The 16,158-nt window shown below is 37.1% G+C and carries 17 protein-coding genes; 10 read left to right on the forward strand and 7 right to left on the reverse strand.

The window, feature by feature from the left end:
* Positions 1–47 precede the first annotated feature (47 nt).
* The 10 genes from FNW21_RS10015 (at position 48) to FNW21_RS10055 (ending at position 8,535) form a co-directional block, all read left to right on the forward strand.
* Positions 48–707: a TetR family transcriptional regulator C-terminal domain-containing protein gene (locus tag FNW21_RS10015; protein WP_144256602.1), complete on the forward strand. Its 660-nt coding sequence runs from the start codon at positions 48–50 to the stop codon at positions 705–707.
* Positions 708–2,015: an ABC1 kinase family protein gene (locus FNW21_RS10020; RefSeq protein ID WP_144256603.1), complete on the forward strand. Its 1,308-nt coding sequence runs from the start codon at positions 708–710 to the stop codon at positions 2,013–2,015.
* A 2-nt stretch (positions 2,016–2,017) separates the two neighbouring features.
* Entirely contained in the window at positions 2,018–2,152 is a 135-nt protein-coding gene (locus FNW21_RS10025) for a DUF2256 domain-containing protein (RefSeq protein ID WP_144256604.1), read from the forward strand.
* Positions 2,128–3,432 carry a DASH family cryptochrome gene (locus FNW21_RS10030; RefSeq protein WP_144256605.1) on the forward strand — a complete coding sequence of 435 codons (1,305 nt, stop codon included), beginning with the start codon at positions 2,128–2,130 and terminating at the stop codon, positions 3,430–3,432. Before FNW21_RS10025 ends, FNW21_RS10030 begins: the two co-directional genes overlap by 25 nt.
* Positions 3,433–3,439: 7 nt before the next feature.
* Positions 3,440–4,924 carry a cryptochrome/deoxyribodipyrimidine photo-lyase family protein gene (locus tag FNW21_RS10035; protein ID WP_144256606.1) on the forward strand — a complete coding sequence of 495 codons (1,485 nt, stop codon included), beginning with the start codon at positions 3,440–3,442 and terminating at the stop codon, positions 4,922–4,924.
* A gap of 4 nt (positions 4,925–4,928) precedes the next feature.
* Positions 4,929–5,078: a hypothetical protein gene (locus FNW21_RS16340; RefSeq protein WP_185963917.1), complete on the forward strand. Its 150-nt coding sequence runs from the start codon at positions 4,929–4,931 to the stop codon at positions 5,076–5,078.
* Positions 5,075–5,359 carry a TIGR03643 family protein gene (locus tag FNW21_RS10040; RefSeq protein WP_144256607.1) on the forward strand — a complete coding sequence of 95 codons (285 nt, stop codon included), beginning with the start codon at positions 5,075–5,077 and terminating at the stop codon, positions 5,357–5,359. The genes FNW21_RS16340 and FNW21_RS10040 overlap by 4 nt, the downstream gene beginning before the upstream one ends.
* A 13-nt stretch (positions 5,360–5,372) precedes the next feature.
* Positions 5,373–6,056 carry an SDR family NAD(P)-dependent oxidoreductase gene (locus FNW21_RS10045; RefSeq protein ID WP_144256608.1) on the forward strand — a complete coding sequence of 228 codons (684 nt, stop codon included), beginning with the start codon at positions 5,373–5,375 and terminating at the stop codon, positions 6,054–6,056.
* Positions 6,057–6,234: 178 nt separating this feature from the next.
* A complete protein-coding gene (gene folE / locus FNW21_RS10050) occupies positions 6,235–6,846 on the forward strand; it encodes a GTP cyclohydrolase I FolE (RefSeq protein ID WP_144256609.1) in 612 nt (203 codons plus the stop codon).
* Positions 6,847–7,116: 270 nt separating this feature from the next.
* Positions 7,117–8,535, forward strand: a complete 1,419-nt coding sequence (locus FNW21_RS10055) for an SDR family oxidoreductase (RefSeq protein ID WP_144256610.1) — start codon at positions 7,117–7,119, stop codon at positions 8,533–8,535.
* A gap of 911 nt (positions 8,536–9,446) precedes the next feature.
* Here FNW21_RS10055 and FNW21_RS10060 read toward each other — a convergent pair.
* The 7 genes from FNW21_RS10060 to FNW21_RS10090 all read right to left on the reverse strand — a co-directional run bounded on the left by FNW21_RS10060 (position 9,447) and on the right by FNW21_RS10090 (position 16,121).
* On the reverse strand, positions 9,447–10,748 hold the full coding sequence (locus FNW21_RS10060; protein WP_144256611.1) for a cryptochrome/photolyase family protein: 1,302 nt from the start codon (positions 10,746–10,748) through the stop codon (positions 9,447–9,449).
* 1 nt (position 10,749) lies between these two features.
* Positions 10,750–11,211: an SRPBCC family protein gene (locus FNW21_RS10065; RefSeq protein WP_144256612.1), complete on the reverse strand. Its 462-nt coding sequence runs from the start codon at positions 11,209–11,211 to the stop codon at positions 10,750–10,752.
* A 166-nt stretch (positions 11,212–11,377) separates the two neighbouring features.
* Positions 11,378–11,818 carry a sterol desaturase family protein gene (locus tag FNW21_RS10070; protein ID WP_144256613.1) on the reverse strand — a complete coding sequence of 147 codons (441 nt, stop codon included), beginning with the start codon at positions 11,816–11,818 and terminating at the stop codon, positions 11,378–11,380.
* A gap of 26 nt (positions 11,819–11,844) precedes the next feature.
* Positions 11,845–12,684 carry a phytoene/squalene synthase family protein gene (locus tag FNW21_RS10075; protein WP_144256614.1) on the reverse strand — a complete coding sequence of 280 codons (840 nt, stop codon included), beginning with the start codon at positions 12,682–12,684 and terminating at the stop codon, positions 11,845–11,847.
* Positions 12,681–14,162 carry a phytoene desaturase family protein gene (locus tag FNW21_RS10080; RefSeq protein WP_144256615.1) on the reverse strand — a complete coding sequence of 494 codons (1,482 nt, stop codon included), beginning with the start codon at positions 14,160–14,162 and terminating at the stop codon, positions 12,681–12,683. Before FNW21_RS10080 ends, FNW21_RS10075 begins: the two co-directional genes overlap by 4 nt.
* A gap of 36 nt (positions 14,163–14,198) precedes the next feature.
* Positions 14,199–15,095: a MerR family transcriptional regulator gene (locus FNW21_RS10085; RefSeq protein WP_144256616.1), complete on the reverse strand. Its 897-nt coding sequence runs from the start codon at positions 15,093–15,095 to the stop codon at positions 14,199–14,201.
* A 66-nt stretch (positions 15,096–15,161) separates the two neighbouring features.
* Entirely contained in the window at positions 15,162–16,121 is a 960-nt protein-coding gene (locus FNW21_RS10090) for an ion channel (protein ID WP_144256617.1), read from the reverse strand.
* Positions 16,122–16,158: the final 37 nt, after the last annotated feature.

Raw genomic sequence — 16,158 nt, forward strand, 5'->3', positions numbered from 1 at the left:
TAGTTAAACATTACGTACCTTTATACTCTAATTTAAATGTATTTAAAATGGCAACCAAAAAACAGGCACTATCAAAAGACAGAATAGTATCCATGTATATGAATTACACATTGGAACACAATGAAAAACCAAAATCAGTATTTCATTTTACAAAGATAAATGATTTTACTGAAGCCGAATTTTACAGCTTTTTTGGCACTTTAGAAAGCATCGAAAAAGAGATTTTTATTATTTTTATGGATAAAACAATCGAAATGCTTGACAAAAATCCCGACTATCAAACCTACGATATGAAAAGTAAGTTGTTGAGTTTTTATTTTACGTTTTTCGAATTGATTACCGCCAACAGAAGTTATGTGGTAATGACCTTGAAACAACATCAAAACCAACTGAAGAATATCATGATTTTGGGCGATATGCGAAAAAAGTTCAAATCCTACATCTCTGAAATCATTACCGATGACTATCGAACACAGCAAGAACGATTGCAAGAATTTCAAGAAAAAGCCACAACCGAATCGTTTTGGTTTCAGTTCTTGCTTACCATTAAATTTTGGATGGACGATTCCTCTGCCGCTTTTGAAAAAACAGATATTTATATCGAAAAATCCGTAAAAGCGTCGTTTGAATTGATGAATATCGTTCCTATTGATAGCTTGATTGACTTTGGAAAATTCATTTTCAAAGAAAAAATACAAAAAAAATAAATGAAAACAATCGATTATATTCCGACTTCAAAAATTGAAAGAGCCACAAAACTCATGCAAACAGGTGCCAAAGTAGGCGTAAATTATTTGAAGTATTATGGCGAAAAATTGGTCAATCAGGATTTGACTCGCGACAAACTCAATGAAGATAATGCCGAGGATATTTATGACGGACTCAAGAGCCTAAAAGGTAGCGCACTCAAAGTGGCTCAAATGTTGAGCATGGACAAAAGTTTCTTGCCACAAGCCTACGTAGAGAAGTTTTCGTTGTCGCAATTTTCAGTGCCACCGCTTTCGGGACCTTTGGTTTTAAAAACATTCAAAACAAATTTTGGTAAAACACCTTACGAAATTTTTGACGAATTTAATGCCAATTCTGTAAATGCCGCAAGCATTGGGCAAGTGCATTTAGCCGTAAAAAATGGTAAAAAACTTGCTGTAAAAATTCAATATCCAGGCGTTGCTAATAGCATTTCGTCGGACTTGGCTTTGGTGAAACCCATTGCTATTAGAATGTTTAATCTGCAAGGAAAAGATTCCGATAAATATTTCAAGGAAGTCGAGGATAAATTGATTGAGGAAACCAATTATTTATTGGAACTCAAACAAAGTCAGGAAGTTGTTGCCGCTTGTAGTGCCATAGCAAATTTGGTTTTCCCAGAATATTATCCGGAATTCTCTTCCGAGAAAATCATTACGATGGACTGGATGACGGGGATTCATCTTTCGGAATTTACCGCCAAAAACAACAATCAAGAAGTAGCCAATAGCATTGGACAAGCACTTTGGGACTTTTATATGTACCAAATTCATATTTTAAAGAAAGTACATGCCGATCCTCATCCTGGGAATTTTTTGGTGAACGAAAAAAACCAATTGGTTGCCTTGGACTTTGGTTGCATGAAGCAAATACCAAATGACTTTTACAGTCCCTATTTTGAATTAATTGACAAAAAAGTAATCGATAATACCGCATTATTTAACGCCAAGCTTTTTGAACTAGAGATTTTGCGCACGGATGATTCCCCGGAAGAGATTGCTTATTTCACCACGATGTTTTACGATTTGTTGTCCTTGTTTACCAAGCCATTTCAGGAAGCAACTTTTGATTTTTCGGATGCGTCGTTTTTTGAAAGTATTGCACAATTGGGTGAGCGATTTTCTAAAGACACGAATTTAAGAAAAATGAATGGCAATCGAGGTTCCAAACATTTTATTTACATGAACCGAACTTTCTTTGGTTTGTACAATTTAATGTTTGATTTGAAGGCTACAATTGTGGTCAATCAATACCAAAAATACCAATAAAATTGAAAAAAGAAAACCTACCAACGAAGGTCTGTTTGGTATGCCATCGCCCTTTTAGCTGGCGCAAAAAATGGGAAAAAGTCTGGGAAGAAGTCAAATATTGTAGCGAAAAATGCAAAAGAAACAAAAAGGGTTAGTCTGGTTTAGAAACGATTTGAGGGTTCATGACAACGCAATTTTGGCGCAAGCCGTAAAAGAAAACAGCTTTGTTTTAGCCGTTTATTGCTTTGATCCAAGGCATTTTGAGTACGATACTTTTGGCTTTAAAAAGACCGAAAAATTTCGTGCGCAATTCTTAATCGAAACAATTAAGGAGTTAAAAACTAATTTAGAAAAAATCCATATTGCGCTGGTAGTTACCATGGAGAAGCCCGAAAATTGTATTCCAGACTTGGTTAATCAATATGAAATAGACCAACTTTATTTCCAAAAAGAATGGACTCCTGAAGAGGTAAAAGTCGAAGATAATTGCCTGCAAAAAGTCTCTAATTCGGTTCGCATTACTACTTTTTATGATCAATTTCTTTTCCATCCTGATGATATCCCCATGGCAATAGCTGCGATTCCAAATGTGTTTACCCAGTTTAGAACGGCTTGCGAAAAAGCAGTAGCCATTCGACCAATTGCGCAAACAACTGCGATGGATTTGGATAACTTAATACCCAATACCACTACAATTCCAACACTCATTGATTTGGGATTTACAGATTTTAGTGATGATTCAAGAACGGCTTTCCCTTTTTGTGGAGGCGAAAACCAAGCGCTAAACCGAATGCAGTTTTACCTGTGGGATTCAGAAAAATTGAGCGTTTACAAGCTGACTCGGAATGGTTTAATTGGTGCCGATTTTAGTTCTAAATTTTCGCCTTGGTTGGCTAATGGGAGTATCTCGGCGAGACAAATTTATTGGGAAATTAAAAAATACGAATCGGATGTTGTTCAAAATGAATCTACTTATTGGTTGATTTTCGAGCTGATTTGGAGGGATTATTTTAAATATATTTCGATGAAAAACGGCAATTCAATTTTTAAAATCGGAGGTATTTTAGACAAAGATTATGAATGGAAAACCTCTAAATCCAAGATAGAAAGTTGGATTAATGGCACAACCGTTGAACCCTTTGTGAATGCTAATATGATTGAATTGCAACAAACAGGCTGGATGAGCAATAGAGGTCGTCAAAATGTGGCTTCTTATTTTGCCAAAAATCTTTTGCTGGATTGGCGTGTTGGTGCAGCGTATTTCGAATCGATGTTAGTCGATTATGATGTACACAGTAATTACGGGAATTGGATGTATGTTTCGGGTGTGGGAAATGATCCCCGAGACCGAAAATTTAATATTCCACTACAAGCAAAAAATTACGATAGCCAATCGAAATTTCAAAATTTATGGTTGCAACAACACTTATTTTAAACAGGCAATGAATCCTAATCGAGAACATATCAATGTAGTTTGGTTCAAAAGAGACCTTCGTTTGCAGGATAACGAGGCGATTTTTAATGCCATAAAGTCAAATAAACCCACTGTTTTGCTGTATGTTTTTGAAAATTCATTAGAGCATGATCCGCATTACAGCCCAAGGCATTGGAATTTTATCAAGCAATCCATAGTGGATTTGAACTTACAATTAGCTCCTTTTAACACTAAAATCGTGAGTGTTTCTGGCGAAGTGATTTCGGTTTTGAACACCATTCAGGAACGGTATAAAATAGAAACGGTGTTTTCGCATCAAGAAACCGGATTAAAAATCACCTACGAACGGGACAAATCGTTCAAACGTTTTTGTAAAAACAATTTGATTTCTTGGATAGAAAATACCAATAATGGCATTTTTAGAGCCCTGCGAAACCGCAGCAATTGGGTTACCAAATGGGAGAATTACATGAATGCACCCCAATTTGATTTCAATCCAAAACCAGAAACTTTTCTATCACTAGAAGCGATTCATGAACTTGAAAAAGAGCTTGATGTCGTTGCTTTAGCCACTATTCCTGATTTGATTTTTCAAAAAGGAGGCAGTACTATGGCGGGAAAATATCTAGAAAGTTTTTTCAAGGAACGCTATCACGGGTACAGTTACAACATTTCCAAGCCTTTATTAGCCCGCAAAAGTTGCAGCAGGTTGTCGCCATATATCGCTTGGGGAAACCTTTCGTCGAGACAAGTGTTGCAAAAAGCAGCCAATTTCAGACTCATTTGCACCGATAAAAAACAAATCGATTCATTCGTGTCCCGATTGACTTGGCAAGCCCATTTTATACAAAAATTTGAAATGGAGGAAATCATGGAGTTCGAAAGCGTGAATAAAGGATTTCATTCGCTCAAAAAGAAAATCAACGAAAACTATATTACAGCATGGCAAACTGGGCAAACGGGCTATCCACTTGTAGATGCGTGCATGCGCTGTTTGAACGAAACAGGCTACCTCAACTTTAGAATGCGCGCCATGTTGGTATCGTTTTTTACACACAATTTGTGGCAACCTTGGCAAGAAGCAACCCAACATTTATCGCAAATGTTTCTGGATTTTGAACCCGGAATTCATTTTCCACAACTGCAAATGCAAGCGGGCGAAACGGGAATCAATATGTTGCGTATTTACAATCCCATAAAAAACAGTATTGAACACGATCCTGAAGGCGAATTCATAAAAAAATGGGTGCCTGAATTGCGTGATTTACCCACACAATTTATCCATAACCCCTCTAAAATGACTTTTCTAGATCAAAAGTTCAATGATTTTGAAGTAGGTGTCAATTATCCCAAACCCATTGTAAACATGGAACGGACTCGGAAATTTGCCAGTGATTTTTTGTGGAAAATGAAGAAAGATCCCTTGGTAAAAGAGGAAAGTTTTCGGATTTTGAAACTCCATACAATGGCCGATATTGGAGATAGTGAGTAAAACAATGGCAAAAATCAATTTCAATGGCAATTTCAATGGCAATAGCAAAAATCAATTTCAATGGCAATGGCAAAAATCAATTTCAATGGCAATTTCAATTTTGAATAGCAATGAAAATACCAATTTTAAATTCAATAAATACAAGAAAGCATGAATATAAAAAGAGAACTTTCTGATGTAGACAAAGACCGCATTATAGAAATGGCTTGGGAAGACCGAACCACTTTTGATGCTATTCTACAGCAATTTGGTTTGAAAGAGCAAGAAGTAATTGACCTTATGCGCACCGAAATGAAACTTTCAAGTTTTAAAATGTGGCGTGAACGGGTACAAGGCAGGAAAACAAAACACGAAAAATTAAGAGATTTTCGAGAAGGACGGTTTAAATGTTCCATGCAAAGACAAATCAACAATAATAAGATTTCAAAACGATAATTTTAATAAAAAAATGAAAAACATAGTAATCATAGGCGGTAGCAAAGGAATAGGAAGCGCCATTTTGTTGCAGCAATTAGAAAACAATACCGTTTACAATTTGAGCAGGACAGCTCCAGCTATTTCGCATCCCAATTTAATACATTTTCCAATCAATGTTTTGGAGGATGCTTTGCCCGAAATCGAAGCCATCGATGTCCTCATTTATTGTCCCGGTTCGATAAATCTAAAACCCATTGGGAGTTTGAGTATCGCTGATTTTAGAACCGATTTTGAAATCAATGTCATCGGTGCCGTAAAAGCAATCCAGAAATATTTGCCCGCATTAAAAAAAGGAAATAACCCATCCATAATCCTGTTCAGCACCGTTGCGGCAAAACTAGGAATGCCCTTTCATGCCAGCATTGCCACCGCAAAAGCAGGCGTAGAAGGCTTGGTCAAATCACTCGGAGCCGAGTTAGCATCCGCCGTGCGCATCAATGCCATTGCCCCAACAATTACCGAAACATCCCTTTCGGCAGGCATATTACGCAACGACCGCATGAAGGAAAATATGGTCGAACGCCACCCCATGAAAGGCTATTTGAAACCTGACGAAGTAGCCGCAATGGCTGACTTTTTGATTTCGGATAAAGCCAAATCCATCTCGGGACAAACCTTTGAAATGGATTACGGAATTGTAAGTTTCAAAATTTAACCAAAAATAGTCATCAATAACAGTACTTTAATTTGGGCGTGACCCTCCGTAAAAACTACGGGTCGGGCTGTACGTTCCCGCTTCCCGATGAAAAATCGGGAGAGCTCCACTGCCATCCCTCACGCGCAACAAACACAAAAACAATAGCATAAAAAATAAAACCGAAACAAAAAAAAGCATGATCAAAGAAAGTAAAAGTTACGAAAAAATCGAACAATACGACACCGAAATAACTGCCGCACTTGCCCAGAACTACAAAGTCATAATAGAAACTTTAGGCGAGGATGTCAATAGAGAAGGACTCGAAAAAACACCCGAAAGAGTAGCAAAAGCAATGCAATACCTAACCCACGGCTACGGATTAGACCCGCTAGAATTATTAAAATCAGCATTATTTACAGAGGATCATCAACAAATGATTGTTGTAAAGGATATCGAGGTCTACTCCATGTGCGAGCACCACATGTTACCCTTTTTTGGCAAAGCCCATGTGGCCTATATCCCCAACGGAAAAATTGTAGGCTTGAGCAAAATACCAAGAGTTGTCGATGCCTTTGCCCGACGCATGCAAGTACAAGAACGCTTAACAGATCAAATTAAGGATTGCATTCAAGAAGCTCTAAACCCACTTGGCGTTGCAGTCGTAATCGAGGCGCAACACATGTGCATGCAAATGCGTGGGATTCAAAAACAAAACTCGGTAACCACCACCTCCTCGTTTACAGGAGCGTTTGAAAAAGACAAAACCCGAAAAGAATTCATCAGTTTGGTGGTGAATAAATTGAGTTAACCGCAACAAAACAGCGGATTAAAAATTGCCAAAAGGCACAAAGAAGAATTTGATGTAGATAAAAATTCGTATTCTTTGTGCCTTTTTTTTTAAAATAAAACAAATCTACAAACGGAAAGTCTACAAGGTTGAAAAGTTCAATTTCAACTACAAATTAATTGGTAAAAATTGGTGCAATTTGTGGTTAATTTTTTTTAGAAGCTAAAAGCAAAATGCACGAAAGTATCTAGTTTTACACTATTTTTAAGACTCATAAAAACACAAAAAGCCATGAAAATTCTCTTAACAGGTGCCACAGGTTATATAGGAAAAAGACTTTTGCCTCTTTTGGTAGCGCAAGGTCACGAGGTTATTTGTTGTGCTCGTGATAAAGGCCGGTTTTATTGTCCCAAAGAATTTGAACATAAAGTATCCGTCATAGCAGTCGATTTCTTGAACGAAGACTCGCTATTTTCTATACCAAAAAACATTGATGCCGCCTATTATTTAATGCACTCCATGTCAGGAAACGCCACTAATTACGATGCGTTAGAGAGTATTTCGGCGCGCAATTTTGTTTCTTGCCTCAACAGCACGAATGTCCAACAAGTGATTTACTTAAGCGGGATTGTAAACGACAAATCCCTTTCTAAACATTTGTCCTCCAGAAAAGCGGTTGAGGATATTTTGAACACGGGTCTTTTTGCCACAACCACCTTACGAGCCGGGATTATTGTAGGATCAGGAAGTGCATCCTTTGAAATCATTCGGGATTTAGTGCACAAACTTCCTGTTATGGTTACCCCAAAATGGCTCAATACCAAATGTCAACCCATAGGGATTCCAGATGTATTGGAGTTTTTGACCAAATCGTTATGGAATACAACCACCTACAATCAAAGTTTTGACATCGGCGGTTCGGATATATTGACTTACAAAGAAATGCTTTTGGGTTTTGCCAAAGCCACCCATGTAAAAAGGTGGATTTATACCGTTCCCGTAATGACGCCTAAACTCTCTTCGTATTGGTTGTATTTTGTAACCTCAACATCCTATAAACTGGCTGCAGCCTTGGTGAGTAGCATGAAAGTTGAAGTGGTTTGTAGCGATACCCGAATCAATCAATTACTTGGCGTACAACCCATGTCCTACGAGCAAGCCTTGTCCAGAGCTTTAGTAAAAATTGATAATGATGACATTGTTTCGAGCTGGAAAGATTCTATGGTAAGCGGGCAATTCAAAGGAAACGTAGCCGATTATTTGAAAGTTCCCAAAAAAGATTGCTACATCGATCGCCGAAAAATGGAAATTATAGACAGAGCATTTACCATAGACAGAATCTGGTCCATTGGTGGCGAAACAGGGTGGTATTATGGGGATTGGCTCTGGAATTTACGTGGTTTTATCGATAAATTATATGGCGGTGTAGGCTCCAGAAGAGGTAGAACGAACAAGCATGAGATTCATTCTGGCGATGCGTTAGATTTTTGGAGGGTTTTGTATGCTAATAAGGAAGAAGGCAAATTAATATTGTATGCCGAAATGAAATTACCTGGCGAAGCTTGGTTGGAATTCAAAATAATTCACAATACCTTGTACCAAGCGGCGACTTTTAAACCGAAAGGAATTTGGGGAAAATTATACTGGTATGCCGTGTTGCCTTTTCACGGTTTTATATTCGATGGAATGTTGCGTAAACTGATTCAATAATCAATTTGGTCTAAAAAAACAACACCAATTTTAGGAAAAAACAAGACTTAATACGAGTTTAAAAGTCTTTTTCGCTGGGTATTCGCTTATAAAAAAGAAGAAAAGTTAGCCACAACCCGAGCGATATCGAATAGACGAAGCAATTTCACAAATTATAACTATTTTTTTTTTGAAATTTATGGTTCTTCCCTAAAACAGTGGAATTCATAATTTATTTTTTTGAACATATAAGGCATTTAAGGACATATAAGATTGTTGTTTGTACCATTTAAGTATGTTGAAAGTTTTGATGTCGTAAAGTCAAAAGAAGTACTATTGTCAATACTAGTTCAAAATCAATCTATTATTCCATTTTGTCTAATTTTTAAAACACGACATTAAATTATGATTGTTGATTAATTTGTAATGAAATATTAAAAAATCAGCTAAATCAGCGGGAAGTAATTTAGAATGCATCCCGCAGATTTGGCAGATGCGGGAGCTATCGGAAATTGATTTTCTACTAATTATCGCAAAGAGCCTTTATGGTTCTTCCCCCTAAAATAGTGGAATACATATTTATTTTTTTGACCATATAAGGCATTTGAGGTCATATAAGGTTGTTGTTTATACAATTAACCCCAAACATTTAAGACTGCGCAAAACTAGCACAAGGATGTTACGGATTTTTTTGTTAAATGGTTCAAAAATGATGTCAAAAAATGAATTAAATCGGTGTAAAATCCGTTTTATCCGTTAAATCTGTGGCTAATTTATTTAAAAGCGAATGCCCTGCGAAGTAAGTAAGTCGAAAGTTTTAATGTCGTAAAGTCAAAAGAAGTACTATTGTCAATACTAGTTCAAAGTCAATCTATTACTCCATTTTGTCTAATTTTTAAAACACGTGATCATACGATGATTGTTACTTACTATCAAAATTCGTTTTTCAAAATCCCTGCTTTGTATGTGGCAATCGCACGGTCTCTCGCCATAGCGTGGTCTACCATGGGTTTGCCATAGCCTAAATTAAATTCAGGAATCCATTTGTGGATGTATATTCCTTTTTCGTCAAACTTTTTGAGCTGAATTTCAGGATTAAAAACCCTAAAATAGGGTGCTGCATCGCAACCCGTTCCCGCCGCCCATTGCCAATTGCCCACATTAGCAGATAGCTCGTAATCTAATAATTTTTCGGCAAAATAAGCCTCGCCCCACTGCCATTCTATCAGTAAATGTTTGCACAAAAAACTTGCTACCACCATACGCACTCGGTTGTGCATATAACCCGTTTGGTTTAGTTGACGCATACCCGCATCCACCATGGGATAGCCTGTAGTGCCCGTACACCACCGCTTGAAATCGGCCTCGTTGTTCAACCACTGAATACCATCGTAAGCCGATTTGAAATTTTGCGTCATTACTTTGGGAAAATTAAAGAGGATTTGCATAAAAAATTCCCTCCATATCAACTCACTCAAAAAAACATCGTTTTTACGAACTGCCCAATTCACTAATTTCCGAATACTAACAGTCCCAAAACGTAAGTGTGGGGAGAGATAGGACGTACTATCAATAGCTGGAAAATCACGAGTTTCGTGATAATTAGCGATTTTGGATAAATTATGTGGTTTGACTTTGATAGAACTCTCTTCAAAACCAATTTGTTCTAAAGTGAGAAAATCAAAATTGCTTTTATAAAAATTACCATACCAAGATGTGGCATCAAATTCCGTAACACCACCATTGATTTTGTATTTTTCTAACCACTTATTTTTGTAGGGTGTGTACACGGTATAGGGCAAACCATCGGCTTTGGTGATTTCTTTTTCTTCAAAAATGACTTGGTCTTTGTGCGAAAAAAAAGGGGTATTGTTAGCTTCTAATGTAGTACCAATGGCCAAATCTCTGGCTATAGCATACGGCTCGTAGTCTTTATTGCAATATACTTCCTTGATGTGAAATTCTTGGATTAAGGCGTGCCAAACAGCCTGTGTTTTTCCTTTTTTGATTAAAAGGGAACTGCCATTTTCTTGTAATTGAGCGTTGATTTTGGCTAACGAATCGTGTATGAAACCCACTCTTGCGTCGTTTTTAGGCAAACTATCCAGAATGGCATCATCAAAAATAAACACGGGTATTACTGGGAATTTAGACTGTAAGGCATGATACAATCCCACATTGTCCTCTAGACGTAAATCACGCCGAAACCAAAAAAGCGTTACTTCTTGTTGCATTTTACTTGGAATTAAAGAGTTTGTCGACCGTTTTTGTGCGGTAATCAAAAATTTCGTTGAGTTTGTTTTTGACAACAAGCGTATTCAATATACGTCCTAAAAATCCAAGTGGTAAGGCGTAATGAACAACATCAGTCATCTTGGTGCCATTGGGGGTGGCTTCAAAAAAGTGTTTGTGATGCCATAGTGCGTATGGACCAAAACGTTGTTCATCTATGAAATAACTATTTTCTTTGACATCGGTTATTATTGTCATCCACGACAATTTGAGTCCCAAAAGTGGCGACACTTTGTATTGAATGATTTGTCCAGCGTACATGCTCTTGCCATCATAATCGGTGATTTGAAAACCCATGGTTTCGGGAGTGATTTTTTGAAGATTTTTGGGACTGGAAAAAAAATCCCAACATTCGTCAAGAGAGGCGTTTACAAGTTGTATAGTTTCTTTTTTATATACTTTCATGTGGTGTTTTTATTTTTTCGTTGGTTTGCGTGAGGGATAGTAGTGGAGCTCTTTTTTATTTTTTCAATTGTCCCGCCTTTAAAGGCGGGGCAATTGAAAAAATAAAAAAAGCGGGAACGGATAGCCCGACCCGTAGTTTTTACGTAGGGTCACGCCCAAAGTACTCTTATATTTTATAGTATTTGAAAGGTACAAATAGCATCCCAAAACATTCACCATCTTCCTTACCAAGGTGTTTATGGTGTACTTTATGGGCTTTGCGGAGTCCTATTAGATATTTGTTATTGGTGTTTTTGAACCATTTGAATCGCTGGTGAATGAGGACGTCATGAATCATAAAATAGCAAAATCCATAAGCGGTTATGCCAAGACCAATGAAGAATTTGTAGTTCAAACCACCGTCTACACCGAAGTAAAAAAGCACGATGCTTGGTACTGCAAAAATCACAAAAAAGATGTCGTTGCGCTCAAAAATATTGGCGTATTTGGGCTGGTGGTGGTCGGCGTGAAAGTACCACATGAGCCCGTGCATAATGTATTTATGGGTGAGCCAAGTGACACATTCCATGAAAAGAAATACGGCTAGAAAAATCAAAAAGAAAATCATTTTCAGTGGGTTTTAAATGTTGAAATCTATACTAATTTTAGTTTGTAAGACACGAAGGATTGCGCTAGTAAGCCCGCTTTGGTGTAATTAGAAACTCGGATGCGGGTGTTACCTATTTCGTGGCAAGGGGTGTTTTCGAGTTTTTTGAGTAGCTTTTTGTAGTATACAAATGCGGTGTAGACACCAAATTTGGCTTCCATGGGGAGCTTGACAATACCTTGATAGGCGACTCTAAAATCTTCTTCTATTTCGGTGATGATGGCTTTTTTGGCTTGTTCATCAAATGAGTTTAGATCTACACCTGGGAAATAATTACGGTTCAACAGCAGGTTATCGTCCTTGAGATCTCGCAGGAAATTTACTTTCTGGAAGGCGGAACCCAATCGCATGGCTTCGTCTTTTAGGAGGTCGTATTGGGCGTTGTTGCCTTGTACAAAAACCTTGAGACACATGAGCCCAACTACATCGGCGGAGCCATAAATGTATTCTTCGTATTCGGATTTGCTTTGATAATCGGACTTGACTAAATCCAGCTTCATGCTTTTGAGAAACGCTTGAATGAGGTCGTCAGAAATATTATTTTGCTTTACAGTTCGCTGAAAAGAATTCAAAATAGGATTGAGACTTATATTGCGATTGAAGGCTTTGTAATACTCGGTTTCGAACTCGTTGATTAAACCTTCCTTGTCGAAACCATGAAAAGAATCGACGATTTCGTCAGCAAAACGCACGAAACCATAGATGCTATAAATGGCATCACGAATGCTTGGCGATAGCATATATACCGCCATAGAAAACGAAGTACTGTAATTTTTGGTTACGAGTTTACTACATTTAAAGGATACATCGTCAAATAATTGCTTCATAAATTTTGTGCTGAAAATTGTTTGTTTATAAGTTCTGATACGAGTTTCCCCGAAATCAAAGCGGGTGGTACTCCTGGGCCAGGAACGGTTAATTGTCCTGTAAAATAAAGGTTTTTTACTTTTTTGCTTTTTAATTTTGGGCGTAAAAAAGCAGTTTGCAGGAGCGTATTTGCCATTCCGTAAGCATTCCCTTTGTAGGAATTGTAATCAGAGACAAAGTCGTTTTTGCAAAAAGATTTTTGGTATATTATGTTTTCTTTTACCTTTTGTTGGGTAAGCGTTTCAAAACGGTCTATTATTTTATCAAAATATTCGTCACGTAAGGCTTGCGTATCAACAATTCCTGGAGCGAGTGGTACAAGAAAAAAACCAGATTCCATTCCGTCAGGTGCCGCTGTAGGATCTGTTAAAGAGGGGAAATTAGCATAAAATAAAGGTTCAGCTGGCCACTGTGGTTCGTCATAAATATCCTTGGCGTGCTGGTAAAAATCGACATCAAAAAACAAAGCGTGGTGCGAAATGTTACTGATTTTTTTATTAAAACCAACATAAAAAAGCAATGATGACGGGGCAAAAACGCGGCTTTCCCAATAGGATTCCGAATAAGCGCGGTGTTCTTGATCCAGTAATGTTTCGGTATGGTGGTAATCTGCTCCGCTCAAAATGATATCTGAAAAAATAGTTTCCCCATTAACGACTAGCGAAGTGGCAGCTTTATTTTCGACTTTAATTTTGGTTACTGCAGCATCAGTCACAAAAGTTACACCAAGAGATTTAGCAAGGCTTTCGATGGCATTTACCACGTCAAACATTCCTGTTTTGGGATGCCAAGTTCCCAATCCAAAATCTGCATAATTCATAAAACTATAAAACGAAGGCGTGTCTGATGGTTTAGCACCAAGGAACAAAACGGGAAATTCAAGGATTTGAATTAAACGTTGGTTTTTGAATTTCTTGCGAACATCTTTGCTAATGGTACTAAAAAACTGCCCCACTTTTTGAGCGGTTTCTAGTGTTACCAATTCCAGAGGCGATACGCCAGGACGGTACACCAAATCTTTTATGGCGATATCGTAATTGCTTTTGGCGGCAGCCATAAACTCCTGTAATACGGTACCACTCCCCTTTTCGATGCTTTCAAAAGTGGTAACAATTTCTTGAAGATTATCGGCGATGGTTATAAAATCATTTATGCCGTAATAGACTCTGTAGGCTGGAGATAGTTTTATGAGCTCGTAATAATCGATTGTTTTCTTGCCAAAATCGGCAAAAAAACGATCAAAAACATCTGGCATCCAATACCAGCTTGGCCCCATGTCAAAAGTAAATCCAGCTGCTTTGAGCTGTCTTGCACGACCACCAACGGTACTGTTTTTTTCATAAACGGTTACTTCATGACCACTTTGTGCTAAATAGCAGGCAGCTGCCAAAGAGGAAAATCCAGAACCTAGTATAGAAATTGTTTTTTTATTTTTCATTTGTTTATCAAAATAACAAAATTAGCAAACAAATAATTACATTTGATCCACTATTTCGGATATTGAATTAAAAATTGTGATTTGTTTGGAAAGCCCTTCCCGCTTAATAAATTCTGATTGTCTGCCTAAAAACCATAATTGAGTAGCATCATCAACCAGTTCTTCAGTCATTTTACGAACATACTGATCCAACTCCTCTCGCTCCGGCATTACCGTCAAATACGACACATATACAATGGACTCAAAATGCTTTTTTAAAACTTTCAAATTATCAATAGGCATACTCTCCCCCAAATATATTGATTTATATCCTTTGGAGATCACTTCAAAATGCAAATACATCAATCCCAATTCGTGTATTTCGTTCATGGGAAGAGACAAAACAAATACTTTATCGGTATTTGTTGGTGGCAAAATTTGAAGTTGCTCGGTATTTAATACTAATTTCTGTTTAATCAAATAGGACATAAAGTGCTCATGAGCAGGGGTTATTGTATCCGTTTGCCACAACAATCCCAACTCATTCATTAACGGAATAAAAACTTGATGAAAGACTTCCTTGAAAGATTTTTCGGCTATTAGCCAATTGTAAGTATTGAAAAACAATTCCTGATCAAAGTTCATCATAGCCATTTTGAAAGCACTAATGGCATGATTTTTAGCGTTTTTATTGGTTATAATTTCCTTAACCAAGGAGGGAATTTTCTCTTCGGAATAGGTTGCTATTTTTGAAATTTTGTATCCATAATCATGCAACAGCGTAATGTTTAGCAGTTTTTGAAGACTTATTAAATCGTATAACCTGATGTTGGTATCGGTTCGCATGGGTTGCAAAACGTTGTATCTTTTCTCCCAAATGCGGATGGTATGTGCTTTTATACCGGAAAGATTTTCAAGATCTTTTATACTAAATACATTTTTTATATTGTTCATCAATTATCAAAATTTATTAAACAAATGTAAATGTTTTTTTCATTAAAAACTACAACAAACTAATTTTTATAATGTCACATTTTCAAAACTATTCAAAAGATCCAAATTCAAAATAGTTTGCGTGTTTTTATAACTTCTTTCGAACATCAATTTAAACTTTGCACCATAAATAATTTCCGAAAATCGGTAGGAAGTTCTCGTAGCAACAGTAGTACTAAACATATCGTCAAAAGTTTTTAGAATGACGAGAATTTCGCCTTGAATGGTTTCAAAATCTTCGGATGTAAACAAATAAAAAGGACTCGTTTCGGTAATTGGATGAACTAAAGTCCAACTCAAAACAAGCGAATTGATCTTACTCATTTCTAAATCAAGAATATAGAATTTATTGATTAAAACACCATTTTCCTCCACATTCATACCTACGGTTATAGTGACTTCGGCATCGATATAATTGGTGTTTTTAAACGGTGCTAACCGGAACATCAATGCTTTTCCGTCTTGATACGGAGCAATAACGGCATTGTGCGAAAATTTCAAATAAACGGTAGGCTTACTAAACCTACCAAAAAACAATCCCGTTGCAATGGCAAAACTCAACAATCCAATCAAGGCTTCGGCAGAGGAAAGTGCGCTGGTCAAAAAACCAACAGGACTAATATGCCCATAACCAACAGTAGTAAAGGTTTGCGCACTAAAAAAATAAGCTTCACCAAACTGTACCCATGGGCTATCCGAAGCACTAATTCCGTTGAGATTTTCAATTCCTATGCCATAGTACAAAAAAGCAAATACAAAATTGATTCCGATATAAAACAAGAAAAGAATACTCAAGAACTTCCAGGTTGGCAGGTCTAGAAGGGTATGATACCAACTAATGCCGTCCAAGAAACCAATTCCCTTTTTCTTAATATTAGCACTACCATTTTTATTAAAAAAACGTCCCCCATAATTAGACGGATTACCCCCGAAACCGGAGTTCATAAGTGCTTTTGCTTTAGTATTGATGCGTTTGAATAATGCCATTTTTAGCTTTTATTGGATTGGATTTTGGGCAGTACCA

Origin of the sequence: Flavobacterium restrictum (assembly GCF_007097245.1) — a bacterium.
Classification (GTDB): Bacteria; Bacteroidota; Bacteroidia; order Flavobacteriales; family Flavobacteriaceae; genus Flavobacterium; species Flavobacterium restrictum.

What these genes read in the sequence shown, in the direction of transcription:
- FNW21_RS10065 (WP_144256612.1), bottom strand. Translation starts at nt 11,211, where the DNA reads ATGAAAGTATATAAAAAAGAAACTATACAACTTGTAAACGCCTCTCTT.
- FNW21_RS10020 (WP_144256603.1), top strand. Translation starts at nt 708, where the DNA reads ATGAAAACAATCGATTATATTCCGACTTCAAAAATTGAAAGAGCCACA.
- FNW21_RS10070 (WP_144256613.1), bottom strand. Translation starts at nt 11,818, where the DNA reads ATGATTTTCTTTTTGATTTTTCTAGCCGTATTTCTTTTCATGGAATGT.
- FNW21_RS10045 (WP_144256608.1), top strand. Translation starts at nt 5,373, where the DNA reads ATGAAAAACATAGTAATCATAGGCGGTAGCAAAGGAATAGGAAGCGCC.
- FNW21_RS10035 (WP_144256606.1), top strand. Translation starts at nt 3,440, where the DNA reads ATGAATCCTAATCGAGAACATATCAATGTAGTTTGGTTCAAAAGAGAC.
- folE (WP_144256609.1), top strand. Translation starts at nt 6,235, where the DNA reads ATGATCAAAGAAAGTAAAAGTTACGAAAAAATCGAACAATACGACACC.
- FNW21_RS10075 (WP_144256614.1), bottom strand. Translation starts at nt 12,684, where the DNA reads ATGAAGCAATTATTTGACGATGTATCCTTTAAATGTAGTAAACTCGTA.
- FNW21_RS10055 (WP_144256610.1), top strand. Translation starts at nt 7,117, where the DNA reads ATGAAAATTCTCTTAACAGGTGCCACAGGTTATATAGGAAAAAGACTT.
- FNW21_RS10090 (WP_144256617.1), bottom strand. Translation starts at nt 16,121, where the DNA reads ATGGCATTATTCAAACGCATCAATACTAAAGCAAAAGCACTTATGAAC.
- FNW21_RS10085 (WP_144256616.1), bottom strand. Translation starts at nt 15,095, where the DNA reads ATGAACAATATAAAAAATGTATTTAGTATAAAAGATCTTGAAAATCTT.
- FNW21_RS16340 (WP_185963917.1), top strand. Translation starts at nt 4,929, where the DNA reads ATGGCAAAAATCAATTTCAATGGCAATTTCAATGGCAATAGCAAAAAT.
- FNW21_RS10060 (WP_144256611.1), bottom strand. Translation starts at nt 10,748, where the DNA reads ATGCAACAAGAAGTAACGCTTTTTTGGTTTCGGCGTGATTTACGTCTA.
- FNW21_RS10015 (WP_144256602.1), top strand. Translation starts at nt 48, where the DNA reads ATGGCAACCAAAAAACAGGCACTATCAAAAGACAGAATAGTATCCATG.
- FNW21_RS10030 (WP_144256605.1), top strand. Translation starts at nt 2,128, where the DNA reads ATGCAAAAGAAACAAAAAGGGTTAGTCTGGTTTAGAAACGATTTGAGG.
- FNW21_RS10080 (WP_144256615.1), bottom strand. Translation starts at nt 14,162, where the DNA reads ATGAAAAATAAAAAAACAATTTCTATACTAGGTTCTGGATTTTCCTCT.
- FNW21_RS10040 (WP_144256607.1), top strand. Translation starts at nt 5,075, where the DNA reads ATGAATATAAAAAGAGAACTTTCTGATGTAGACAAAGACCGCATTATA.